This is a genomic window from Candidatus Arthromitus sp. SFB-turkey, from assembly GCF_001655775.1.
Classification (GTDB): Bacteria; Bacillota; Clostridia; order Clostridiales; family Clostridiaceae; genus Dwaynesavagella; species Dwaynesavagella gallinarum.
Genome location: NZ_LXFF01000008.1, coordinates 1 through 26,385, shown reverse-complemented (window position 1 = coordinate 26,385; position 26,385 = coordinate 1). Strand labels below are relative to the sequence as shown.

General features: G+C 26.2%; 23 protein-coding genes and 1 pseudogene. 22 read left to right on the top strand and 2 right to left on the bottom strand.

The window, feature by feature from the left end; genetic code table 11:
• The 11 genes from yabG to A6P36_RS01065 form a co-directional block, all read left to right on the top strand.
• Positions 1-693, top strand: a 693-nt coding sequence (gene yabG, locus A6P36_RS01115) for a sporulation peptidase YabG (protein ID WP_066760368.1), incomplete at its 5' end; no start/stop codon positions are given.
• Positions 694-765: 72 nt separating this feature from the next.
• Positions 766-1,002, top strand: coding sequence for a Veg family protein (locus tag A6P36_RS01110; protein WP_066760367.1), 237 nt, complete (start codon positions 766-768; stop codon positions 1,000-1,002).
• Positions 1,003-1,190: 188 nt separating this feature from the next.
• The gene (locus tag A6P36_RS01105; protein ID WP_066760366.1) at positions 1,191-2,744 is read left to right on the top strand and encodes a DUF3794 and LysM peptidoglycan-binding domain-containing protein; all 1,554 of its coding nucleotides are present in this window, start codon (positions 1,191-1,193) and stop codon (positions 2,742-2,744) included.
• Positions 2,745-2,931: 187 nt separating this feature from the next.
• Positions 2,932-3,753, top strand: coding sequence for a cyanophycinase (locus A6P36_RS01100; protein WP_066760365.1), 822 nt, complete (start codon positions 2,932-2,934; stop codon positions 3,751-3,753).
• On the top strand, positions 3,753-6,365 hold the full coding sequence (gene cphA, locus A6P36_RS01095) for a cyanophycin synthetase (RefSeq protein WP_066760364.1): 2,613 nt from the start codon (positions 3,753-3,755) through the stop codon (positions 6,363-6,365). The genes A6P36_RS01100 and cphA overlap by 1 nt, the downstream gene beginning before the upstream one ends.
• A 104-nt stretch (positions 6,366-6,469) precedes the next feature.
• Positions 6,470-7,330: a 4-(cytidine 5'-diphospho)-2-C-methyl-D-erythritol kinase gene (gene ispE, locus A6P36_RS01090; RefSeq protein ID WP_066760363.1), complete on the top strand. Its 861-nt coding sequence runs from the start codon at positions 6,470-6,472 to the stop codon at positions 7,328-7,330.
• A 106-nt stretch (positions 7,331-7,436) separates the two neighbouring features.
• On the top strand, positions 7,437-7,631 hold the full coding sequence (locus A6P36_RS01085) for a CLC_0170 family protein (protein ID WP_242861604.1): 195 nt from the start codon (positions 7,437-7,439) through the stop codon (positions 7,629-7,631).
• Positions 7,632-7,642: 11 nt separating this feature from the next.
• Entirely contained in the window at positions 7,643-9,103 is a 1,461-nt protein-coding gene (locus A6P36_RS01080; RefSeq protein WP_066760361.1) for a spore germination protein, read from the top strand.
• A gap of 110 nt (positions 9,104-9,213) precedes the next feature.
• A partial coding sequence (locus A6P36_RS01075; RefSeq protein WP_242861603.1) for a GerAB/ArcD/ProY family transporter occupies positions 9,214-10,092 on the top strand: 879 nt, incomplete at its 5' end.
• On the top strand, positions 10,073-11,188 hold the full coding sequence (locus A6P36_RS01070) for a Ger(x)C family spore germination protein (protein ID WP_066760359.1): 1,116 nt from the start codon (positions 10,073-10,075) through the stop codon (positions 11,186-11,188). The genes A6P36_RS01075 and A6P36_RS01070, both read left to right, overlap by 20 nt.
• Before the next feature lie 49 nt (positions 11,189-11,237).
• Positions 11,238-11,885 (top strand): stage II sporulation protein R, encoded by a 648-nt coding sequence (locus tag A6P36_RS01065; RefSeq protein ID WP_066760358.1) that lies wholly within the window; start codon positions 11,238-11,240, stop codon positions 11,883-11,885.
• Positions 11,886-11,901: 16 nt separating this feature from the next.
• Here the strand turns inward: A6P36_RS01065 and A6P36_RS01060 are convergent, their stop codons facing one another.
• Positions 11,902-13,062, bottom strand: a complete 1,161-nt coding sequence (locus tag A6P36_RS01060) for an MGDG synthase family glycosyltransferase (RefSeq protein WP_066760357.1) — start codon at positions 13,060-13,062, stop codon at positions 11,902-11,904.
• 261 nt (positions 13,063-13,323) lie between these two features.
• Between A6P36_RS01060 and A6P36_RS01055 the strand changes: the two genes are divergently transcribed.
• Both A6P36_RS01055 and rho read left to right on the top strand, forming a co-directional pair.
• Positions 13,324-14,928 (top strand): CTP synthase, encoded by a 1,605-nt coding sequence (locus A6P36_RS01055; protein ID WP_066760356.1) that lies wholly within the window; start codon positions 13,324-13,326, stop codon positions 14,926-14,928.
• A gap of 203 nt (positions 14,929-15,131) precedes the next feature.
• Entirely contained in the window at positions 15,132-16,532 is a 1,401-nt protein-coding gene (rho, locus tag A6P36_RS01050; RefSeq protein WP_066760355.1) for a transcription termination factor Rho, read from the top strand.
• Between the two features lie 47 nt (positions 16,533-16,579).
• Here the strand turns inward: rho and rpmE are convergent, their stop codons facing one another.
• Positions 16,580-16,795 (bottom strand): 50S ribosomal protein L31, encoded by a 216-nt coding sequence (gene rpmE, locus A6P36_RS01045; protein WP_066760354.1) that lies wholly within the window; start codon positions 16,793-16,795, stop codon positions 16,580-16,582.
• Between the two features lie 193 nt (positions 16,796-16,988).
• On the opposite strand from rpmE, the gene A6P36_RS01040 reads away from it, so the two are divergent.
• The 9 genes and pseudogenes from A6P36_RS01040 (at position 16,989) to murA (ending at position 26,300) form a co-directional block, all read left to right on the top strand.
• On the top strand, positions 16,989-17,558 hold the full coding sequence (locus A6P36_RS01040; protein WP_066760353.1) for a thymidine kinase: 570 nt from the start codon (positions 16,989-16,991) through the stop codon (positions 17,556-17,558).
• A 30-nt stretch (positions 17,559-17,588) separates the two neighbouring features.
• Positions 17,589-19,346, top strand: a complete 1,758-nt coding sequence (gene prmC, locus A6P36_RS01035) for a peptide chain release factor N(5)-glutamine methyltransferase (RefSeq protein WP_066760352.1) — start codon at positions 17,589-17,591, stop codon at positions 19,344-19,346.
• Positions 19,347-19,426: 80 nt separating this feature from the next.
• Positions 19,427-20,500: a peptide chain release factor 1 gene (gene prfA / locus A6P36_RS01030; protein WP_066760351.1), complete on the top strand. Its 1,074-nt coding sequence runs from the start codon at positions 19,427-19,429 to the stop codon at positions 20,498-20,500.
• Positions 20,501-20,564: 64 nt separating this feature from the next.
• Entirely contained in the window at positions 20,565-21,599 is a 1,035-nt protein-coding gene (locus A6P36_RS01025; protein WP_066760350.1) for an L-threonylcarbamoyladenylate synthase, read from the top strand.
• Between the two features lie 2 nt (positions 21,600-21,601).
• Positions 21,602-22,045: pseudogene (locus A6P36_RS08315) on the top strand (arsenate reductase/protein-tyrosine-phosphatase family protein); the annotation flags it as partial.
• Positions 22,046-22,087: 42 nt separating this feature from the next.
• Positions 22,088-22,717: a uracil phosphoribosyltransferase gene (upp, locus tag A6P36_RS08310; protein ID WP_066760369.1), complete on the top strand. Its 630-nt coding sequence runs from the start codon at positions 22,088-22,090 to the stop codon at positions 22,715-22,717.
• 84 nt (positions 22,718-22,801) lie between these two features.
• A complete protein-coding gene (locus A6P36_RS01015) occupies positions 22,802-23,833 on the top strand; it encodes a glycosyltransferase family 4 protein (protein ID WP_066760349.1) in 1,032 nt (343 codons plus the stop codon).
• Between the two features lie 25 nt (positions 23,834-23,858).
• On the top strand, positions 23,859-24,971 hold the full coding sequence (wecB, locus tag A6P36_RS01010; RefSeq protein ID WP_066760348.1) for a non-hydrolyzing UDP-N-acetylglucosamine 2-epimerase: 1,113 nt from the start codon (positions 23,859-23,861) through the stop codon (positions 24,969-24,971).
• A 69-nt stretch (positions 24,972-25,040) separates the two neighbouring features.
• Entirely contained in the window at positions 25,041-26,300 is a 1,260-nt protein-coding gene (gene murA / locus A6P36_RS01005) for a UDP-N-acetylglucosamine 1-carboxyvinyltransferase (RefSeq protein WP_066760347.1), read from the top strand.
• Positions 26,301-26,385 lie beyond the last annotated feature (85 nt).

Genomic DNA, 26,385 nt, shown 5'->3' with positions numbered 1-26,385 from the left:
ATAAAGCAGGCATCTTATAATAAAAAAAATTATAAATTTATATGTGATAAAACGGATTTTAGAGATGATGTAGAAAAATATGAATATAAAAATATTAATAGTAGAAATTTAAAAAAAAAAGGCTCTAATTTTGGTAAGAGTGGTAAAGTTTTACATGTAGATGGAGATTTTGAGTATTTAGTTAAATGTATGGATGTTTACGAAAAGCTTTTTGTAAATGTTTATGGTGAGTGTATTGATGAAAGCAAACAACCTGATGTTATTTTAGATTTGGTTAAATTTTATAATCCAGATATTGTAGTTTTAACTGGTCATGATAGTATGAGTAAGAATGTATGCGATTATATGGATTTAAATTTTTATAAAAACTCAAGGTATTTTTTAGAGAGTGTAAAAAAACTTAGAAAATACGAGAAAAATTTAGATAATTTAGTTATATTTGCTGGAGCATGTCAAAGTTGTTATGAGTTATTAATTGAAGCAGGTGCAAATTTTGCAACATCTCCTAGAAGAGTTTTGGTTCATTGTTTAGATCCTGTTTTTGTTTGTTCTAAAATTTTTAATACTTCTATTGATAAAACTGTAAAGATTGATGAACTTTTAAATGAAACAATAACGGGATTTAGTGGAGTTGGTGGAATACAAACTAGAGGTAAATATAGGGAAGGTTTTCCAAAATCGTTCTACATTTAATTATAAATACTAATTTTTGACAATTGTTAATTATTTGTGTTATAATTTAACTAGGAAAGAGGGTGTTTGCTTGTGGGTAATTTAAAGACTTTGGCATCTATAAAAAGAGATATAGAAAATCATGTTGGTCATAAGGTTACTCTGAAGGCTAATGGAGGAAGAAGGAGAGTTTTTGTTGATAGAGGTACTATTGAAAAAACTTACCAGAGTATTTTTTTAATAAGATTAGAAAATGACACCCAACGTATAGTAACATACAGTTATTCTGATGTGTTGACTAATACAGTTCAGATAGTTTACGCTAGTTGATTCGATATAATTATGTAGTAGTTTAACGTATGATTAAAAAGTAGTACATATAATTATTGTTAAAAGGTTCCTCAGGTTTTTTGAGGAGCCTTGATTTTTTTTATTTAAAGTTTATAAATAAACTCTTAGGAATATTTTTTAATTATTATTAATAATTATGTAGTAATTAAAGCTTGGAGGTAGAAAAAGTGGAAGAAATAAATTTAAAGAAACAAAAAATTAATTATGAGACTAAATCTATAGAGGGTATTAATGAATTTGTAATTAAAGGAGAGTATTTAATTCCAGATACACATCCTGATGTTGATAAGATATTGTTAATAGATGTTAAACCTAAAATTAATAGTACAGAAGCATTTACAGATAAGATATTTGTAGAAGGAGAATTTGTATATAGCATTATATATGTAGCTAAGGATGAAGATAAAAATAATACATACAATGTTTCTTATTCTGATAAGTTTAATTTATATATTGAAACTTTCGGTATGAAAAAGGAAAATTTATATAATGTTAATGTGGAAGTTGTTAATATTAAATCTTCAATATTAAATGAAAGAAAAGTAAGTATTGATGGAATGGTAAAATTTAGTTCTTTAGCTAATGAAGTATTAGAAGTTGATGCTATGTGTGATTTAGATGGACAAGATGATATTCAGCTTTTGATGAAAGATCTTAAAGTTTGTGAATTAAAAGGAAATTTTACAGAAGAGTTAATAAGTGAAACAATTATAAATGTTCCTTTAGATAAAGTTGCTATTTCAAAAATTTTGATTTGTGATTCATCTATATATAAAACTGAATGTAAATTTTTAGATGGAAAAGTAATATATAATGCTTATTGTAAAGTTAAGGTATTATATAAAGGTGTAAATTTAGAGGATTTATGTTATTTAGAGCAAGATGTTTATTTAACTAAAGAAGTTGATTTAGAAGATGTTTCTGAAGGTATGATTCCTGTAGACAATTGGGATATAATTGGATTTGAATATATGATAGATGAAGATGAATCAGGAGAAAGTAGAATTATAAATGTTTATATAAATTTAAAGTGTGATTTAAAAATAATGAATAACAGTATGATTTCTGTTATAGATGATGCGTATAGTAAAAATTCTTTAATTAACTTAGTTAAAAATACTTATAAAATGAATAGTATAGATGATTATACTAGCACAGATATTATAGTTAAGGATAATATAGATGTTGAAAATGTACCAGCTAGTATTGTTTATAGTACAGGAAGATGTATTTTAACTAACAAAAAGATTGTTGAAGGAAAAATAATAGTAGAAGGAATTGTTAAATCAGAGATAATGTACAAAACAAATTCAGATGAAAATGAAATTGTAAGTTTTATGCATGAAATTCCATTTACAACTTCCTTTGAAAGTCAAAACATAAAAATAGATATGGATGCAGTTGTTAAATGTAATTTGGAGAATGTAGATGCTTTTATTGAAGCTAAAACTATAGGAATAAAAGCTATTGTTAATGTGAAAATTTATGTTAATTCAGAAGTAAGAAGAGATATTTTAATTGATATGTACAAAACTCAAGAAGAAACTCTAGTAAAAGAATGTAGTTGTATAATATACATTGTTGGAGAAGAGGATACTTTGTGGAGTATTGCTAAGAAATATTGTGTTTCCATTGAAGATATATGTAGAATTAATGATTTAAATCAAGATGATGATATATCAGGTTGCAAATTATTAATTCCATGTAAAGCTATATTTTAAAAAGCACGGCCAATTGGCTGTGTTTTTTTTATTTTAATTTTTAAATTATTTGAATTTAAAAATTAAAAATTGTACATACTATACTTTGGTTTATTTTAAGTAGATTTATGAAAGAGATAATTAGAAAATTATGAATATTATTTTTTAGAGTGGTTAAAAATATTAAGGTGTATGAGGTGAGAAGTTAATGAATTGTACTATTAATGGTGAACTTATAATTATAGGTGGCGCAGAAGATAAGAGTGGAAATAGAGAAATTTTAAGAAAAGTTGCAGACATGATTAATAAAGAAGAAGATACAATGATAGTTTCTACATTAGCTTCTGATTTAGGAAAAGAAGTTGGATATGATTATAAAAACTTATTTCATGATCTTGGTGTTAAAAATGTTGAAATATTAGATATTTCCTCAAGAGAGGAATGTGAAGATAAAAATTTTTTAGATATGGTAAAAAAAGCCTCATTAATATTTTTTACAGGTGGTAATCAGCTTAAAATAACAAGTTTAATAGGGGGGACTCCTTTATATGAAGAAATGAAAAAACTTCATGAAAATGGAGGTATATTTGCAGGAACCTCAGCTGGAGCATCTGTTATGAGTGAAACGATGATTGTTAGAGGACCTGATGAAGAATCTCCTAAGAAACATAATTTATCTAAATGTCCAGGGTTTGGTTTTATGCAGGGTGTAATGATTGATCAGCATTTTGCACAAAGAGGTAGAATTGGAAGATTACTTGGTGCGATTGCGGAGAATCCAAGTATTCTTGGAATTGGAATAGATGAGGATACAGCAATAGTAGTTAATAAAAAAGAAGAATATTTTACTGTTATAGGATCTGGTGCTGTTTATATAATAGATGGAAGAAATTTGACTTATAGCAGTTTATTAGAACAAGAAAGTGAAGTTCCTTTAAGTTTATTCAATGTTAAAATGCATGTTTTAAAAAGTGGAAATTGTTTTGATTTAAATAAAAAACAACCACTTGAGGAGGAAAGAATAAGATAATGAAAATTTTAAATTACAGAGCTTATGAGGGTAAAAATATTTATTCTCATAGAAAAGTGGTCAGAATGGATGTTGATTTGCAGGGATATTGTGAAACTCCAAGTAAAGATATAGATGGATTTAATGACAAATTAATCGATTTATTACCAGAAATTTGGGAACATAGATGCGGAATAGATGAAGACCATGGGTTTGTAAAAAGATTGAGAGAAGGAACTTACTTAGCTCACGTTTGTGAGCATACTATTATTGCTTTACATAGTAGAGTTGGACTTGAAATTGCTTATGGAAAAGCACGTGAAATCGAGGGAGATTTTTATTACGTTGTTTTTGAATATATTTATAAAAAAACAGCTTTATCAATTGCTAGACTTGCTGTTGATTTAATAAATTCATTAATTAATAAAAAAGATATTGATCTTGATTCAAGGATAAAAGAGATTAAGCAAATTTTAGAATATGAGAATTTAGGACCTAGTGCGCTTTCACTTTGTGATGCAGCTAAGAAACAAGGTATACCAGTTATACGTTTTGATGATAATTCTATGTTTCAATTTGGTTATGGAAGATATAGTAAGATGATACAAGCAACTATAGATTCAAATACAAGTTCCATAAGTGTTGATATTGCTAGTGATAAAGTTTTAACTAAAAAACTTCTAGAAATGCAATTTTTACCCGTTGCTAAAGGAGATAAGATAAATAGTCAATTAGAACTCTTGATTGAAGCTGAGGCTATAGGTTATCCAGTGGTTTTAAAGCCTCAATATGGTTATCAAGGAAAAGGTGTATATTTAAACATAAAAAATGAGAAGCAATTGGTAGAAGCTTATAATGATATAAAAACAAAATATAAAGATATAATGGTTGAACAATTTGTTTTAGGATATGATTATAGAGTTTGTGTTGTAGATGGAGAAGTTATAGCTGTTTCAAGAAGAAATCCGCCTAGCGTTGTAGGGGATGGAGTATCTTCAATTAAAGAACTTATTAATAAATTAAATGAGGATGAAAGACGTGGAGATGGTCATGAGAAGCCTTTAACAAAAATTAAGATAGATAGTGAACTTATTTTCTGTATTTCTAAACAAGGTTATGATTTAAATAGTGTTTTAGATAAAAATAAGAATTTAGTTTTAAGGGAGAATTCAAACTTATCAACAGGAGGAACATCAGTAGATTGTACTGATGAAATTTGTAAAGAAAATATAGATATATGTATAAGGGCTGCAAAAGCAATTGGATTAAATATTTGTGGTATTGATTTATGTTGTAAGGATGTCTCAAAGCCTATATATGATGATAATGGTGTAATAGTTGAAGTTAATGCAGCTCCTGGTATTAGGATGCATCATTATCCAAGTGAAGGAACGTCACGAGATGTATCTGGTGCAATTGTATCGGCTTTATTTAAAAATTCTCCTAAAAGTATACCAGTTATAGCAGTTACAGGAACTAATGGTAAGACAACAACTACACGAATTATTTCTCATACTTTAAGAGGTCTTGGATATACAGTAGGTATGACTACTACAAGTGGAGTTTTTATAAATGATCAATGTATAGCTAAAGGTGATATGACTGGTTTTTCTAGTGCTAGAAGTGTATTGTTGAATAAAGATGTTGATATAGCAGTTTTAGAGACAGCGAGAGGTGGAATTATAAGAAATGGTCTTGCTTATGATTTGGCAGATGTTGGAGTTATAACTAATATAAGTGACGATCATTTAGGGATAGATGGAGTTAATAATTTGGAAGAATTATCTCATGTAAAATCTTTGATTGTAGAGGCGATTAAACCTGAAGGGTATTCTGTGATAAATGCAGATGATGAAATGTGTAGAAAAATTTCATCTAGAGCTAAAGGGAATATAATAGTTTTTTCTAAAAGTAGAGATAATAAATTTTTGAAAGGTTATTTGGAAAAAGGTAACTATGGTATATATATTGATAATGGATCAGTTTATGTAGAAAAAAATAAAAGAATTTTTCATATAGCAGATTTGAAAGATATACCTATTACTTGTGGTGGAATGCTTGTGCATAATGTAGAGAATGTTTTAACGGCTACGGCATCTCTTGTTGGACTTGAGATTGATTATTGTATAATTTCAAAAGGATTGAAGAGCTTTTTATGTGATGATAAACATAATAAGGGAAGATTTAATCAGTTTGATGTTAAAGGAATAAAAGTAATTTTAGATTATGCACACAATATTCAAGGATTTAAATCAATATTTGAAAGTATTGGGAATATGGGGTATAAAAAAGTTATTGGAGTTATTGGAATACCTGGTGATAGAAGTGATAGAGTTGCTTTTGAGATTGGTGAATTGTGTAAGAAAAAACTTAGTTTTAGTTATATAAAAGAAGACAGTGATAAAAGAGGAAGAAAAGATTATGAAGTTGCTAATCTTATAAAAAATGGTTTTGGTGAGTATAATAAGAATTTTAAAATTATTTTAGATGAAGGAGAAGCTTTGAGTGAAGCTATAGATAATGCAAAACAAGGTGATGTTATTGTTGCATTTTATGAGGACTATGATAAGCTTTATAATGTTATTTTAGATAAACAAAGTGAAACTATATCTGAAAGTGGTTTAGCTTTATAAATTTTAATAAAAATCAAGGGTAATATTTACTCTTGATTTTTTTGATTTTAAAGATTGTTTTTTATATAATTTAAAGAGTTATATATAAATGTAGGAGAAAACTTATGAATTTGAGGACTTATGGTAAAATTAATCTTTTTTTAAATATTTTAGGGAAAAGAGAAGATGGATTTCATAATATTGAAACAGTTATTCAAAGAATTGATTTATTTGATGAAATAAAGTTATATGTAGATAAATCTTTTAATGGAATTGATATAAAAATTTCTTGTGATAAAGAAGGTGTTCCCACTGACGAGGGAAATTTATGTTATAAAGCTTGTAAATGGTTTATGGAGAAATATAGATTGAATGGTAAAGTTTTTATTGATATTAAGAAAAATATTCCTATATCTGCAGGTCTTGGTGGTGGTACAAGCAATGGAGCAGAAATTATAAAGGCATTAAATAAAATATATAATTTAAATATAGATATTAATGTTTTGTGTGAAGATAGTGTTGTTTTGGGCGCAGATTTTCCTTATTGTTTAATTGGAGGTACCATTTTATGTGAAGGAGTAGGGGAAAGACTTAAACGTATTAATTCTTTTTTTAATAAAATTATTATTGTTGTTAAACCTAATTTTGGATTTTCCACAAAAGATGTTTATGAAAATTTTTGTATAGATAATGTTAAATATAATATTAATAAAGATGAGATGATAAAATATTTAAACGATAAAAATTTTTATGGAGTTTGTAAAACTATTTCTAATACCTTAGAGTATTCAAATATTAATGGTATGGATATGATTAGAGAAATAAAATTTAAGTTAAAAAGTTTAGGTGCTATAAATTCTTCTATGAGTGGAAGTGGATCTTCTGTTTATGGTGTATTTGATAATTTATATGTTGCTCAAAAATGTTATGATGAGTTTAAAAAGGAATTTAATGAAGTTTTTATAACAAGAACTATAAATAAATAGAGTGTGCTACAAATTTTTGTACACACTCTATTTTTTTATGCGAATAATTACAAAAAAATTAGAAAATAATAATATTATTATTTAATTTGGAAGGAATTAAAATATAATGAGTTTACTTAGTATAGCAAATAAAAATTTTTATATTTTAATGTTTATTGTTATATGCATTTTGTTATTTTATGAGTTAAGAGAATGTAACAGAAGCGCCAATATGAAGAGAGATAAAACACTATCAAAGATTTTAATAACTATTTATACAACAGGAAGTATAATTATTTTTATTTTAAGTGAGGTAATTTAAAGGAGGTAATTATGAAAGAAAGTATAGAGGATAAAATTTTTCATAATTTAGATGAAAGTATTTCTTATCTTAAAAATTTATTTAAAGATAATACAGATATTATATTTAGAGAATTTGAGGTTAAAAATAGAAAATGTTTAATTTTATATATAGATGGTATGGCTGATAGAAATATTATAAATAATTTTGTAATGGAAACTTTATTAGATAGTAATAGAGATTTTTGGGATTTAAATGAGAATTTAGAAAAAATGTTGACAGTATCTGATATGAAAAAGAGTTTAAGTTTAAAAAATGTTGTTGTAAGTGTGTTATCAGGGGAAACAGCTATTTTTATTGATGGTAAAACGGAAGCTTATATTATTGCTACAAGATCTTGGCCAAATAGGGGAGTGAGTGAACCATCTGGGGAATCTGTTATTCGTGGAGCAAGAGATGGATTTACAGAAACAATAAGGTTTAATACAGCTTTAATTAGAAGAAGGATTAGAGATACACGGCTTAAAGTTGAATCAACTACTGTTGGAGTAAGATCTAAAACAGATGTGGCAATTGTATATATTGATGATATTGTTAATAATGATATTTTAAACGATGTGAAAAAAAAATTAGAAAACATAGATATAGATGCGATTTTAGATAGTGGATATATTGAACAATTAATAGAGGGAGATAGATGGAATATATTTCCACAAGTTCAAGCTACAGAGAGACCTGAGGTTGTATCTTCAGCAATTTATGAAGGTAAAGTTTGTATTGTTGTTGATAATTCTCCTTTTGTTTTAATTACTCCAACTACTTTTTCAAATTTATTTCAAACACCAGATGATTATAATTTAAGATGGATATATAGTAGTTTTTCAAGAATTATAAGGTTTGTTGCACTTATAATATCTCTTGTTTTGCCTTCCTTATATGTAGCAGTTACAAGTTTTCATACATCAATTATTCCTACTAAACTTGCATATTCTATAGCAAGTTCTAGGCAAGGAATTGCATTTCCCCCGATTTTTGAAGCTATAATTATGGAGGTTTTTTTGGCATTTTTACTTGAGGCAGTTGTAAGACTACCGAAGGCCATTGGTTCTACAATTGGTATAGTTGGTGGACTTATAATAGGTCAAGCGGCAGTTAGTGCGGGACTTGTTAGCCCTGTTATGATTGTTGTTGTTGCTTTAACTATTATAAGTGGATTTATGTCCCCTAATTATGAAATTACATTATCTATAAGAATTTTTAGAATTTTGTACATAATAATGTCTGGAATTATAGGATTTTATGGAATAATACTTGGAACTTTTATATTTTTAACATATTTACTTAGAATGGATAGTTTTGGAGTACCTTATTTGTCACCAATTGTTAATATGAGGAAAAAAGATTTTAAAGATATTTTTGTTAAATATCCTCTTTATATGTTTAAAGATAGACCAAAATATATGGATACACAGGATAAAAAGAGGCAAAAGTAAAGGAGTAATTTATGAAACATAAAGTTGATCGTAATAAAATACGGGGATTTGGTATTTTTTCAACGCTTTTTTTAAGTTTAGTTGGGTTTGGAGTTTTTACATATTCTCNNAGAACTTTTTTATTTTTAATTAGCTTTTTTATAATATTTTTAATTTCTATACAGTTAAGAATATTTATTGACTCTATAAAAGTTTATATTTTGCCAAATATTAATAGTGAATTTATGATTATTATTACCTTACTTGTTTGCTACTATGTTTCTAGGGAAGGAGATAAGGTTTTACCAGGTTTAAATGAAATAATGTTTGTGTTTCTTTCGATTTTTTGTTTAATTATTCTAGTTATTGTTTATAAAAATCTTGATGTTAGTAATATTTTACCCCTTGAGTTAAAGCAAAGCAGTTTGTATGCAAAAGGATTTTTAACACTAAGTAGTTATTTTTCAGGAGGAATTATATTATTTTATTTACTTCCAATGTATAAAACTGAGGAAAAAAGTAAAATTCATGTAAGTTATAAGTCTACGATTTTTTCGTTTGTTTTTTTAGCTTTTGTGTTTTTATTATGTGTAAGTATTTTAAATATAAATCAAACCATAAAATCTGTTTGGCCGATTATTTTAGCATTTACGACTGTGGATGTACCGGGAGGATTTGTTGAAAGGGTTGAAGGGATAATAATAACAATTGCAATTATATTTTTTATTATGAATTTTGTTAATTTATATTTTTATGCAAGTTACATAAATAGTAAATCTTTAGGTGCTTACAAGCATAAAATTTCTTCCACGATGTTTATACCTATTATATATGTGTTAACATTAATTCCTCAAAATTTAAATGATATTAATTTTATAATGAACAAATTAGTATTTCCAATATCTATATTCATATCATTTTTTGTTCCAACTTTATTGTTTTTAGCTAGTTATATAAAAAATATTTTTAAACTTAAAGGTGGTTTAGAAGATGAAAAAGATATTGCATAATCTTGTTATTGTTTTAGTTATTGTTTTATTGAAATCGTGTACATATTCTTTGAATATAGATACAAAACTTTTTGTATCTGGTATTGGAGTTGATGTAAATGATGAAGGAGATTTTTCTTTATCATTTTCTTACCCGGATATATCGGAATTTTCTCCAGAATCATCAAAAATTAAAGGTGATGGAAGTGTTTGTGGATTTGGAAAAACATTTTATGAGGCAGTTGAAGATATTGTAAGTAAAACTCATAAAACGGTTGATTTAGAACATGTAAAAGTTGTTACTATTTCATCTAAAGTATTAAATAACCATAATAATTTTGAAAGATTGTTAGATTATTTATCTCATAATTCTCAAATAAGTAGGCGAGTATATGTTTGTGCTAGTGATGGAGAAGCACGTGATTTTATAAATTTTAAAACTAAGTCAGGAGAGCATTCGCAGGTTTTTATTAGTGAATTAATTGAGCACAATAGCAAAGAAAATGGAATTAATTTAGTTACATTAAATAATTTGTTAGATTATTTTTCTCAAAATAAAAGTATTTTACTTCCTGTTTTAAAATTAAATAATGATAAATCAACTATGTATATTTCGGGAAGTTATGTTTTTGATAATTATAAATTGGTTGAGGAAATAAATCTAAAAGATACAATGATAATTAATTTTTTAAGAGGAGATAGTTTTAAAATTTTAAATGATTTTAAATATCAGGATAATAATATAGATTTTGAGGCACAGAATATAGATAGAAAAATTAAAATTTCAGATTATGGAAATGTTAGTGTAGCTTTAAATTTTAATCTTAAAACTAAGATTAAAAATTGTTTAGATAGTCAGCATAGAAGGATAAATAGTAACTTTATAAATGATATTAAAAATATTTTAGATAAGGATATTTATAATAATTGTATAAATTTAGTGGATAGATTTTATAAAAATGGAATTGATATATTGAATTTTGAAAATCATATCTATAAATTTAATACTAATATTTGGAGAAATAATATAAATGAGAAACAAGAATGGATGAATAAATTAGAAGTTAGAATTAATATAGACAATAATATTGTAAATATTGGAAATATTTCTTTTTAATTGTATAAAAAATTTGATAACTGTAATAATTCATCATGAGGTGTGTTTTATGAGAGTTATCAAATTTTTGTTTTTTGTGATGTTAATAATGTTTATTGTATTTAAAAATGTAGACAAGCCATACGCTATACAAAATAAAGTTTTGGATTATGATTATTTGAGTAATGAGATGATAAGATTTCATGTAATTGCAAATAGTAATTCTGATTTTGATCAAATGGTAAAAAATAAAATTAAAGATGAAGTACTTAATTATTTTAAAGAAAATGAAAATTTGAATGGAAATAAATTTGAAAATTTAAATACTCTTTATAAAAATGCTTACTATGTTAAAAAAATATGTAGTTATGTTTTAGAAGAATTTAACCTTGATCAAGAAGTGAACATTAAAATTGGAAAAAAGTATTTTGAAGAAAGAATATATGAAGGATATATTGTACCTAAAGGTACATATGATTCATTTATAATATATATAGGAGATGGGTTAGGAAAAAATTTTTGGAGCATGTTATTTCCGAGTATAGGATTTATACACGATTATAATGAAAATAGAAAAATTGATTCGATATTTAAAGTAGTTAGCAATAATAGTAAAAAAGTAGAAGTTTTTAGTAATAATAGTTCAAATAATAATAATATAAAAATTTCTTTTAAAGTAGTTGAGGTTATAAAAAATGTATTTAAAAAAATATTTTAAACTATACCTAAACGAATTAGTAGGTATAGTTTTTATTTTGTAAATATTGTTCTTCTGGGTATAAAGAATTCATTATATCTATTAAATTATCTATAAAATTTATTTTTTTTACGGATAATATGTTTTCTTTCATTTCATCTAAGATACTTTTATTGTCTATAAGTTCTTCAAATAAATTTATACTTTCTTGAGAATTTGATATACGCATTCCTATTTTGTTCTTTAATATAAAATCTGCGTTTTTTTCTTCTTGACCTGGAATAGCATCAAAAAATATTATTGGAAGCTGTGAATATATAGCTTCTGTTGTAGTTAAACCGCCAGGCTTTGTAATTATAACATCACTTATTTTCATGTATTTACTAACATTTTTTGTAAAACCTAGCAAATGAAATTTTATCGAAGTATTTTTACATTTAGATATTAAATCACTAAATTTTTGATATAAGCAATCATTATTTCCAGTTATAATTATTATTTGAATATCTTTGTTTAAATTAATTAGGAGTTTAAATACTTTAATTACATAATCAACTCCAAGGCTACCAGACATTAAAAGAATCGTGAAACTACTTTCATTGAATCCTATACTTTTTAACTCTTCATTCTTATCGTATGATTTTAAAAAATTAACTCCTACAGGTATTCCAATTGGATGAATAATATTTTCATCTACTCCTCTATTTATCATATCTTCAGTCATTTGTTCAGATGCAGTAATGTAAGCGTCAACATAATCATGAATCCAAAACTTATGAGGAGCGTAATCCGTAAGCAAATTTATTAATTTTACGTTTTTTATACTCCCAATCTTTTTTAAATAAGAAACCATTTCAGTTGAAAATGGATGAGTGGATATAACTATGTCTGTTTTAAATTTATTTATAACAGGCAAAAGTTTTTTAGAAAGATTCTTTAGTATTAGGCTAAAAATACTAATAGGTACATGTTCAGATTCACTATAATAATATATTTTTCCAAAAAGATCAGGATATTTTTTTACACATTCAGAATAAAAAGACGTAACTAGTTTGTTAAAATAAGGATTTACATAATCAAGAGTGTTTATAGTTTTAACATCATAGTTTAAATTTTGTAATTTTATGTGTTCGTAAATTGCTTCGCTAGCTTTTAAATGTCCACCACCAGTGTTTGAAGTAAGTATTAAAATATTCATTCTACATATCCTTTATCTAAGAAATAAAATTTTTAAAAAATTTAATTTATATATATATAGTCGGTGCAAAAAAAATATTTTTTATGGTTAATTATATAGATATTTTATTTAACTTTCAATATAATTTAATTAAAATGTAGAATTAGTATTTGCAAAAAGTTTTTATTTTTTAAATTTATTTGAGATTAGTTTAATTAAAATTAATTACTTATATGCATGTTACAAGTTATTTTTATTAAATGTAGTTTTTAGGAGGAAATTATGAGCTGTAAGTTTGTATTTGTAACCGGTGGAGTTGTTTCATCATTGGGAAAAGGAATAACGGCTGCATCACTTGGAAGACTTTTAAAAAATAGAGGTCTTAAAGTATCTATTCAAAAATTTGACCCCTATATTAATATAGATCCTGGAACAATGAGTCCTTATCAACATGGAGAAGTATTTGTAACAGATGATGGAGCTGAAACAGATTTAGATTTAGGGCACTATGAAAGATTTATAGATGAAAATTTAACAAAAAATAATAATATAACTACTGGAAAAATTTATTGGGATGTTATTTCAAAAGAGAGACGAGGAGATTATTTAGGAGGAACGGTTCAGGTAATTCCTCATATAACAGATAAAATTAAAGATTTTGTTTATTCAGTTTCACAAAATAATGAGTATGACGTTGTTATAACTGAAATTGGAGGAACTGTTGGAGATATAGAATCACTTCCTTTTTTAGAAGCAATTAGGCAAATAAAATTTGATGTGGGCTCTGAAAATGTTTGTTATATACATGTTACACTTGTTCCTTTTTTAGGTAAAGCAGGAGAACTTAAAACAAAACCAACTCAACACTCTGTGAAAGAATTAAGGAGTATAGGAATTCAACCAGATATTATTGTTTGTAGAACTGAGAAAGAGTTATCTGATGAATTAAAAAGAAAAATAGGTTTGTTTTGTAATGTAAGTGAAGATTTTGTTATTCAAAATTTAGATGCAAGTAATTTGTATGAAGTTCCTATACTTTTAAATAAAGAGGGTTTTGATGATAAAGTTTGTGATGTGCTGAAAATAAAAACTGGTAGTGCTGATAATTCAGAGTGGCTAGATATTGTAAATAATATAAAAAATATTAAAGACAATATTAAAATTGCTATTGTTGGTAAATATGTAGAACTTCATGATGCTTATATTTCCATAGTTGAGTCTTTAAATCATGGAGGTTATGAAAATAAAGTTAATATAGATATAAAATGGATTAATGCTACTGATGTTAATGAAAATAGTGTTTGCGATTTATTAGGAGATGTTAATGGAATACTTGTTCCAGGAGGATTTGGTGATAGAGGAATTGAAGGTAAAATTTTATCTATAAAATATGCTAGAGAAAATAATATTCCTTTTTTGGGAATTTGTTTAGGTATGCAGTGTGCTGTGATAGAATTTGCAAGAAATGTATTAAAACTTGATGGAGCAACATCTTCTGAATTTAATAAAAATGCTGTACATAAAGTTATAGACATTATGGTAGATCAAGCTAATATAAAAGATTTAGGTGGAACTATGAGATTAGGAGCATATTCTTGTAGTTTGATGAAAGAATCTAATGTTTATGAAGCATATAAATTGGACGTTATAAATGAAAGACATAGACATAGATATGAATTTAATAATAATTATAGAAAAATGTTTGAAGAAAATGGTATGAAGTTATCTGGTATAAATTTAGAAAATAATTTGGTTGAAATAGTTGAGATACCAAATCATATATGGTTTGTTGCAGTTCAGTTTCATCCAGAATTAAAATCCAAACCAAATAAACCACATCCTTTGTTTGTAGACTTTGTGAAATATAGTAAAAAAGTTAAAATATAAATTAAAAAAATTTTTATTGACAAATTATAGAATACATGTATATTTATTATGTATAGTTTAGAATCTTTTTTAAAGCAGTTCTTTTATAGATGATTTTCTTTTCTTGTATCTTTTCTTTGGTTTTTTACCCTTTTTATTTAAAATTTTTTAAAATTGAGAGGAGGATTTTACAGTACATTTTTGTACTGTAAAATATTTGATTTATGAATATTTTAAAATTGGAAGATATGTCTTTGTCAGAGCTTAGACAATCTGCTAAGAGTTTAGAACTTAAAAATTACTCTAAGCTTAAAAAAAGTGAGCTTATTGAAAAAATTGGAGAGTTATCTCCAACTATTATGGAAAAAGATGGAGTAATTTTGGTTGAGAAAATAAAAGTAAGAAATACTTCTAAAAGTTGTGTAGATAATTTTAAAAAAGAAACAGATAAGGAAAAATTAAATAAACTTCAGGATATAATGTTAACTTCTGAAAAAGCAAATGGAGTTTTAGAAATAAATGACAATAATAGTTTCGGATTTTTAAGAGGAAAAAATTATTTAACAAGTTTGGAAGATGTGTATGTTTCTCCTTCTCAAATAAGAAGATTTAATTTAAAAACGGGTGATCATTTAATAGGTAAGGTGCGTGAACCGAAAGAAGGAGAAAAATATAGAGCGCTTTTATATGTAGAGCAAATAAATGGTTTTTCTCCAGATGAAGCTATAAAAAGGAAAAATTTTGAGGAATTAACTCCTATTTATCCTAATGAAAGATTAAAACTAGAGACAAATGATGAAAATGATTTATCTTCTAGATTGATGGATATTATGTGTCCTATTGGAAAAGGGCAAAGAGGTATGATTGTTGCTCCTCCTAAAGCAGGAAAGACGAGTATTTTAAAAAAAATAGCACAGAATATATTAAAAAATAATGATGATATAAAGCTTATTATTTTATTAATAGATGAAAGACCAGAAGAGGTTACAGACATGCAAAGAACCATTGAAGGTGGAGAGGTTATATATTCAACTTTTGATGAAGAACCTAGTCAACATGTAAAAGTGGCAACTATGGTTTTAGAAAGAGCCAAGAGAATGGTTGAACATGGAAAAGATGTATTTATTTTAATGGATAGTTTAACAAGATTGGCAAGAGCTTGTAATTTAACAATTGTACCTACTGGACGTACACTTTCTGGAGGGCTTGACCCAGGTTCTTTAAGGATACCCAAAAAATTTTTTGGTGCTGCTAGGAATTTTGAACAAGGTGGAAGTTTAACAATACTTGCTACTGCTCTTGTAGACACTGGTTCTAGAATGGATGATATGATATTTGAAGAATTTAAAGGAACGGGTAATATGGAAGTTCATTTAGATAGAAAACTTCAAGAAAGAAGACTTTTTCCTAGTATTGATATTTATAAATCTGGAACAAGAAAAGAAGAGCTTTTGTTTAGTGAAGATGAAAAAGAAGTATCTTTCTATTTGAGAAGAATAATGCATAAAGAAGGTAATACAGAAAATATTATTGAAAATCTTATAAAGATTTTTCAAAATACTAAAAATAATAAAGAGTTTATTGATTATTATAAATCCATAATTGAAAAAGATGAAAGAAAATAAAAATAAGACCTTTCTTAAACAATGAGCTAAGAAAGGTCTTTTATTTTTTAATTATCATCAGATTTAAGATTGAATTTCTTTCTGAATTTTTCAACTCTACCACCGATATCAACAATTTTATGCTTACCAGTAAAGAAAGGATGGCAATTAGAACAAATTTCAACTTTTAGTTCATTTTTAACAGATCCTGTCTTAAATGTATTTCCACAAGCGCATTTAACTAAAACATCTTCATTATAAGTTGGATGAATACCTTGTTTCATAATACTTACCTCTCCTATTTAATTTAGATAACTTGTGTTAGTATATCATATAAAATAAAAAATAGTCAATGAATTAAAATATAATTTTATAATATTTAAATTTGAAAAATTTATATTTTAATTTGTTATTAATCTTTAAATACAATATTTTTCTAAGTATAATTAGAAGTTATAGAAGGAGGATGTACATTATATGGCGAAATTATATTTTAGATATGGAGCAATGAATTCAGGAAAAACAACTGCTCTTCTTCAGGTAGCTCATAATTATGAAGAAAAGGGTATGAAAATTTTAATTTTAAAACCAAGTGTAGATACAAAAGGAAATGAAAAAATTGTTTCTAGGTTAGGTATATCTAGAAAAGTTGATTTTTTAATTTCAATAGAGGATAGTGTAAAAAATATTTTAGAAAAGTTTAAAGATAGTGTTCACTGTATTTTAGTGGATGAAGTTCAATTTTTAAAAGAATATCAAATAGACGAATTATTTGAAATTAGTGTAATGTGGAATATACCTGTTATATGTTATGGACTTAGAACAGATTTTTTAATGAACGGTTTTGAAGGAAGTAGACGTTTGTTATTAATAGCACATTCTATTGAAGAACTTAAAACCATATGTGGATGTGGTAGTAAGGCAATAGTCAATGCTAGAAAAGTTAATGGAGAATTTGTTTTTTATGGTGAGCAGTGTGTAATAGATGGTGAAAAAAATGTTGAATATGAATCTCTTTGTGGTAAGTGTTTTATGATGAAAAAATAATAATTTCATTGAAAAGTTGGGGTGTAATATGTGAGACGAATTGGAGGACAAGCACTTATAGATGGAATAATAATGACAGGAAAAAAATGTACTGCGATAGTTAGGCGAAAGTCAAGTGGTAGGATTAATATTGAGACTAGAAATAAATGTGTTAGTGATTCAACAGATGGGATAGATAGAATTTTTTTGATTAGAGGTATTAATTATTTTATAAAATTAATTAAAGATGTAATTTTAAATTTGAATTTATATAACATTAAGGATAAAAAATCTTCAGAAGAATCAAGTATTTTAATTGAGTTTATTTATTTTTTTAGTAAAAGCAAAATAATAACTTTTTTAGTTGGAATTGTATCTTTTTTGTTCATGTTCTTTTTACTTCCAGAAGCTATTGTAAATTTGTTTTCGATATTTTTGAATATGGGAAATTTTCAAATTCAAGTAAGTTCTCTTATTAAACTGGTTATTAGGTTAATTATAGTTTTTACATATGTGATTATTATTTCTAAAAATAAAGATTTATTTAGAATATTAAGGTATCATGGAGCTGAACATAAAGTTATTAATTGTTATGAACTTAAAAACAAATTAACTATTGAAAATGTAAAAAATGCTTCAAGGTTTCATAGAAGATGTGGAAGTAATTTTGTTGTGTATATAATAATTTGTTATTTTGTAGTGTTTTTATTTGTACCTAGATACTCTATAGGTGTTAATATTTTAATAGAAATTTTACTCCTTCCGTTTATGCTTGGACTTTCTTATGAAATAGTTGAATACATAGGTCGAAGTAATACTGCTTTTTCATCTATTTTATTTTCAGTTTCTAAAGGGATACAAAATTTTACAACTAAAGAACCTGAAGATGATGAAATTGAGGTTGCAATTGTTGCTCTTAAAACTTCAGAAGGATTAAAAGCTAAAAACACTATAAAGGAACTTTTTTTAATGGGAAGAAGTATTTTGAGAGATGCGGGAGTCGATTCATATGCTTTAGATTCAAGGTTGATACTTGAATATTGTATAGGAGTTACACCGACTCAAGTTTTTACAAGTGAAATTGAGGTCTCAAAAGAGGATGAAGAAAAATATTTAAATTTAATAAATGAGAGAAAAAATGGAAAACCTATTGCTTATATGATAGGAAAAAAAGAATTTTATGGTAATGATTTCATAGTTAAAGAAGGGGTATTAATACCTAGACCAGATACTGAAGTTTTGGTTGAAAAGGTACTTGAGATACTTAAAAATAAAAAAGAGTATACAAGTATATGTGATCTTTGTTGTGGAACAGGTGCAGTTGGTATTTCTATACAAAAAAATAATGAGTTTGTAAACTGTACCTATATTGATAATTACGATATACCTATTAAAGTTACAGAAGAAAATATTTATATGTATGATTTGAAAAATAGGAGTTATATTACAAAAAGTAATTTACTTGAGTTTTTTATTGAGAACAATTTAGAGTTAGATGGAATTGTTTCAAATCCTCCTTATATTAAGGAAAGTGATATTGAATTATTAATGAAAGATGTAAAAGATTATGAACCTCATGAAGCTTTGAATGGGGGAGAAGATGGACTTGATTATTATAGAAAAATTTGTGAACAAGCTAAAAGTGTATTGGTTGATAATGGATTTATAGCTTTTGAAATTCCTGATAATAAAGCGTTTGATATTATGTATATAATGACTAATAATAATTTTGTAAATATTGATATTTATAAAGATATTAATGAAAAAGATAGGGTTATAGTAGGATATTATAAATCTAAAATTGATTAGTTTATTTATTATTGAAATTTTTAAAGAGAATATTTATAATATTTAACTAGATGAAATAAAGAGCATGGAGTTGAATTTGAATGCTTCAAAGGTTAGATTTTTTGGAACAAAAGTATGAAGAATTGTCTATTAAAATAAGTGATCCTGAAGTTATGTCTAATCAAAAAGAGTGGCAAAAGCTTTGTAAAGATCATTCAGAACTTGAAGTTATTACCCTTAAGTATAGAGAATATAAGAAAATTTTAGAAGAGATTGATTATAACAAAGAAATATTAAATGGTGATGATAAAGAGTTTCGTGAGTTAGCTCAGGAGGAGCTTAAAAGCTTACAAAGTAGTAAAGATAATATTGAGCAAGAATTAAAAATATTACTTCTTCCTAAAGATCCAAATGATGAAAAAAATGTTTTCGTTGAAATAAGAGCTGGTACAGGTGGAGATGAAGCGGCGCTTTTTGCTTCAAATTTATTTAGAATGTATTCTAAGTATGTTGAAAATAAAAGATGGAAAGTTGAAATGATAAGTGTAAATGATACGGACATAGGTGGATTTAAAGAAGTTGTATTTATGATAAAAGGTCATGGAGCTTACAGTAAATTAAAATATGAGAGCGGAGTACATAGAGTTCAAAGGGTTCCTGATACGGAGGCTTCAGGAAGAATTCATACTTCAGCTGCAACTGTTGCAGTATTACCTGAAGTAGATGATGTTGATGTTGAAATAAATCAAAATGATTTAAGAATTGATGTTTTTCGTTCTTCTGGTAATGGAGGTCAATCGGTAAATACAACAGATTCTGCAGTTAGAATTACACATATACCAAGTGGTATAGTTATTTCTTGTCAGGATGAAAAATCTCAATTGAAAAATAAAGAAAAAGCTATGAAACTTTTAAGAGCAAGACTTTTTGAAATAGCAGAGCAAGAAAGATTGAAGCTTATTGCTGAAGATAGGAAAAGTCAAGTTGGTTCAGGAGATAGAAGTGAAAGAATAAGAACTTATAATTATCCACAAGGAAGAGTTACTGATCATAGAATAGGTTTAACTTTGTACAAATTGGAAAGTTTTATGGATGGATATATTGATGAAATAATAGAAGCACTTATAACGCAGGATCAGTCAGATAAAATGAAACAAATGGGAGAGAATATATAAAATTTTTATTATCGCCATGAGAGATTTCTTATGGCGATAAAATTATATTTATTTATGGAGAAATATGAATACAAAAATTATAGATTTTTATGAAGATAAAGATGGATTTATAAAATGTGTTGAAGCTATAAAAAATAATGATATTGTTGTTTTCCCAACAGAAACTGTTTATGGAATTGGAGGAAATGCTTTAAGTAAAGATGCAGTTTCAAAAATTTTTAAAATAAAAGAAAGAGCTAAAGATAATCCTTTAATAGTTCATGTTTGTGATTATGATATATCAAAATATGTAGAAGATATTAGTGAAGATGCTTTTAAGCTTATTGATAAATTTTGGCCAGGTCCACTTACTTTGATTTTAAAAAAGAAAAATGTAATTCCATATGAGACTACAGGTGGTAGAAATACTGTTGCAATTAGAATGCCTAATAATGAAATTGCGTTAGAGCTTATAAAAGAGAGTAAATGTCCATTAGCTGCTCCTTCTGCTAATATATCAGGAAGACCAAGTGGGACAAATGCTTATAGATGTTTTGAGGATTTAAACGGAAGAGTTAAATTTATAATAAATGGTTCTAGAAGTGAAATAGGTCTTGAATCTACAGTAATTAGTATGATAGATGATAATCCTATAATTTTAAGACCTGGATATATAACTCTTGAAGAAATAAAAAAAGTTATTCCTAAAGTTAGATTATATGAAAGGTTAAATGAAAAAATTTTAGATAAAAATCCTATATCTCCAGGACTTAAATATAAACATTATGCTCCTAAAGGTAAGATGATTATAATAAATTCTTCAAAAGAGAAAATAGCTAACTATTTAGAAAAAGTTTATTTAACTTATGAAAATATTGGAATTTTATGTATTGATGAGAATTTGAAATTTTATGAAAAATTAAATAAAAATTTAAAAGTTGTTAGTGCGGGAAAAAAAGATGATTTTATAGAAATTGGAAGAAATTTATTTGAAAATATAAGAGTATTTGATGATTTGAATTGTGATTTTATAATTAGTGAATGTTTCTTTCAAGATTTTTCAAATGCAGTTATGAATAGACTTTTAAAAGCATCATCACATAATGTGATTATTTTGTAGAGGTGGTTTTATTTTTGAAAATATTATTTGTTTGTACTGGAAATACATGTAGAAGTGTTATGGCTGAATTTATCTTTAAAGAAAAAATTAAGGAGAGACTCGGAGAAGCTGGTGTTGAAAAATTTTATATAGATTCTGCTGGTATTATGGCAGATGGAGTTAGTGTTATTTCATCTAATGCAAAAAAAGTTTTAGAGAAATTTTATGGTAAAAAGTTTAATCCAAGTAGAAAATGTAAATTATTTGATGATAAAATGATTGAAAATTATGATATTATTTTGACAGTTACAAATAAACATAAGGATATTATATTAAGTAATTTTGATGAAAATATTAAAAATGTATTTGTTATTTCAGAATTTGTAGAAGAAAATGGAGATATAGATGATCCTTTTATGGGTAGTGTGGAGGTTTATGAAAATACATTCCATAGACTTGATTTTTTGTTAGATAAGTTGTTAGATAAATTGAATATTTTGGAGGATAATATGAAAAAAATTTTTGAAATAAATCATCCATTAATAAAACATAAGTTATCTATAATGAGAGATAAATATACTTGCGTATCTGAATTTAGAAATTTGTGTAATGATATTTCGATGTTTTTGGGATATGAGGCACTTAAAGAAGTTGATGTCTTTGAAGAAAATATACATACGCCTATAAAGTCTATGAAAGCTGTTAAAATTTTAGAAGAAAGTATTGCATTTGTAGCTGTACTAAGAGCAGGTCTTGGTATGTTAGATGGAATTTTAAAAATCCTACCTTCAGCTAAAGTTGGTCATATTGGATTATATAGAGATGAAGATACCCTTAAAGCAGTTGAATATTTTACTAAGTTTCCTAAAAATATTAGTAATATGAATGTTATATTATTAGATCCAATGATAGCTACAGGAGGATCTATAGTTGATTCTATAACTATTTTAAAAAAACATGGAGTTAAAAGCATAAAAATTTTATCTTTAATTGCTTCACCAGAAGGTTTGAAAAGGATAAATGATGAATTTAAGGATATTGAGATTTATGTTGCAGCAATTGATGAAAAATTAAATGAGAAAGGATATATTGTTCCAGGTCTTGGAGATGCGGGAGATAGAATTTTTGGAACAGAATAATTTTTGTAAAGATTAGAATATATTTTCTATTTATAGGAAATTATAAATTTATTTATAAAAAATGTTATAAAATGGGATGATTTTGTGAATTATTTTACATTGTTTATATTCAGTATGTTTATATCGTTGTTTTTGACCCCATTGTTTATGAACATCTCTTTTAAATTTGATTTTTTAGATGTGCCGAAAGAAGAAAGAAAAGTACATAGAAAACCAATGCCTTTTTTAGGTGGAATAATTATATATATATCTTTTCTTGCAACGTTAACTCTTCAAACAGTATTTGTTGATAAAACGCATTTTGTAATAATAGTTAGTTCTACGCTTATTTTAATAGGTGGTATAATTGACGACATATACCCCATGAAACCTAAAGGAAAGTTGTTAATACAAATAATTGCCATAAGTATTTTAATATTTAATGATATTTATATAAAAAATGTAAGTATATTCCCAGGAGGAAGTAGTTTTTCTTTTGAATTTTTAGGTATACCATTAATGTTTGGATGGGTAATATTAGTAACCAATGCTTTCAATTTAATAGATGGATTAGATGGGTTGGCAGCAGGTGTATCTTTTATAGCTACTATTACAATTTTTTTAATTAGCGTAATATCTGGTAATTTTTCTAGTGCTATAGTTTCAGCCGTGCTTTGTGGTACTTTGATTGGGATACTTCCTTATAATTTTTATAAAGCAAAAATTTTTATAGGAGATTCAGGTTCTCAATTTATAGGATTTATTTTATCTGTAATTTCAGTGAGTGGATTTAATAATTTAAATGGTGAGTTTTTAATATTAATTCCAATAGTAATTTGTGGACTTCCTTTATTTGATGCTTTGACGTCTATTGTTAGACGTAAAATTAAAGGAAAATCAATTATGGAAGCAGATAAAGAGCATATACATCATAAATTAATAGGTTTTGGAAATTCTCATCCTAAAGCTGTAATTATTATATATTTAATAAGTGTTATGTTTAGTGTTATAGCTATACTTATGGTAATATCGAATTTTGAGTTTTTTATATTTTTAATTTTTATTTGTTTGGTATTTGTATTAGGTTTAATATTATTTTTGGATGTTTTTGGGTTGAGAGATAGGTATATTAAATGAGTATATTTTTATTTAGGGAGTAAGTATGAGTATAAAAATTATGAGTGTTTTTGGAACACGTCCAGAAGCAATAAAGATGGTTCCGCTTATAAAGGAATTGGATAATAATAAGAGTTTTGATAGTGTGGTTTGTGTAACTGCACAACATAGAGAAATGTTAGATCAAGTTTTGAATACTTTTGATATAAAACCTAAATATGATTTAAATATTATGAAAGAGAGGCAAACGTTAACTACATTAACCACTTCTATAATAAAAGAACTTGAACTTATATATTTAAGAGAAAAGCCTCAAGTTGTACTTGTTCATGGTGATACAACTACAACATTTTGTGCTACATTGAGTGCGTTTTATCAAAAAATTGATATTGCACATATTGAAGCAGGACTTAGGAGTAATGATTTATATTTTCCATTTCCAGAAGAAATTAATCGTAGGTTAACAGGAGTTTTGGCTAAATATCATTTTGCACCAACTAATGTATCTAAATTAAATTTATTAAATGAAGGAGTGAATGAGGAAAATATATATGTGGTTGGAAATACAGTAATAGATACTATGAAGTATACTATTACTGATAACTATGAATTTAAAAATGAAGTTTTAAGAAAAATGGATTTTTCCAAAAAGGTTGTAGTTGTAACGGCTCATAGAAGAGAAAATTGGGGAGAACCTATATGTAATATTTGTAATGCTGTTAAAAGATTAGCTAATGAATATAAAGATAGCATACAATTTGTATTTTTAACACATTTAAATCCTATAGTTAAAGAATCAGTATTTAATATTTTAGGAGAAATATCTAATGTTATTATTCTAATGCCTATTGATATTGAAGATGCACATAATCTTTTATCTAGGTGTTTTTTTGTTATGACAGATTCAGGTGGAATACAAGAAGAGGCTCCATATCTTGGAAAATTTGTTTTAGTTTTAAGGTCTGAGACTGAAAGAAAAGAAGTTTTAGATCAAGGAATAATTAAATTAATAGGAACTAATGAAGAGGATATATATAAAACTTCTAAAGATTTTATAGATGGGAAGATAGAGTACAAAAATTTGTTAAATAATGTTTATGGAGATGGAGATGCATCTAAAAAAATAGTTAAAATATTAGAAGAGAAGTATTTGAAATAGTAATTAAATTAACTTTGAATTTAATATTGTAATAATATATACATGAATAATTTTATTTGGAGGTCAATAATGCAGAAATTTAGAATTACAGGAGGACTATCTTTGAAAGGAGAAATTGAGGTTAGTTCTGCTAAAAATTCTATACTTCCTATAATAGCAGCTACTATATTATGTGATGATGAGTGTGTTATTGAAAATTTTCCAATACTTGAAGATGTTTCTGTTATATGTGATGTTTTAAGAAGTTTAAATGTAGATGTTAAAGCAGATGTTGTAGATAGTATACTCAAAATAAATGGTAAAAGTATGCATTCCTTAAATTTGTCTGAAAATTTAATAAGGAAGATGAGGGCATCGTTTTTAGTTTTGGGGCCGTTATTGTCTAGATTTGGAAAAGCACGAGTATATATGCCAGGAGGATGTAATATTGGATTAAGGCCAATTGATTTGCATTTGAAAGGACTTTCTGCACTTGGAGCTGATATTTCAATTGTAGATGGATGTGTGGAAATTAGTGCGAAAAAATTAATTGGATCTACTGTTTATTTGGATTTTCCATCTGTTGGAGCTACAGAGAATTTAATTATGGCTGCAACATTAGCAGAAGGAAAAACAGTAATTGAAAATGCTGCTAAAGAGCCTGAAATAATAGATCTAGCTATTTTTATAAATGGAATGGGTGGAGATATAGAAGGTGCAGGTACATCGAGAATTGTTATACATGGAGTAAAAAAATTAAAAGGGGTTAGACATGTACCTATTTATGATAGAATAGAAGCCGGAACTTATATTGCTCTTGCTGCCATTACAAAAAGTAAAATTAAAATAAAGGGAGTTAATGAAGAATATTTAAGACCAATTATTTCGAAATTTTATGAGATGGGTTTAAAAATTAATTTTGATGGTAGTGATATTATAGTAGATGGAAATGTTGACTTAAAACCAATTAATATAAAGACTCTTCCTCATCCAGGATTTCCTACTGATATGCAACCTCAGTTTATGTCTTTATTATCACTTGTTTCAGGTACTAGTACTATTGTTGAAACAATTTTTGAAAATAGATTTATGCATGTTATGGAGCTTCGTAGAATGGGGGCTAATATTTCTATTTATGATAGAGTGGCTGTAATAGATGGTGTTAAAAGTTTTGTACCTTCGAGAGTTAAAGCTACAGATTTGAGAGCAGGTGCTGCTTTAATATTGGCTGCACTATCTTGTAAGGGTGAGAGTGAAATTACAGATATTTATCATATAGATAGAGGTTATGCTCAGATAGAAAATAAATTAAAAAACTTAAATGCTAAAATTGTCAGAATTGATGAATAAAACATCCGTTTATGGATGTTTTATTTTTTTGAGAATAATATTTTATTTTTTAAAATAAATTTTGTAATATAAAAAAATTTAAAAT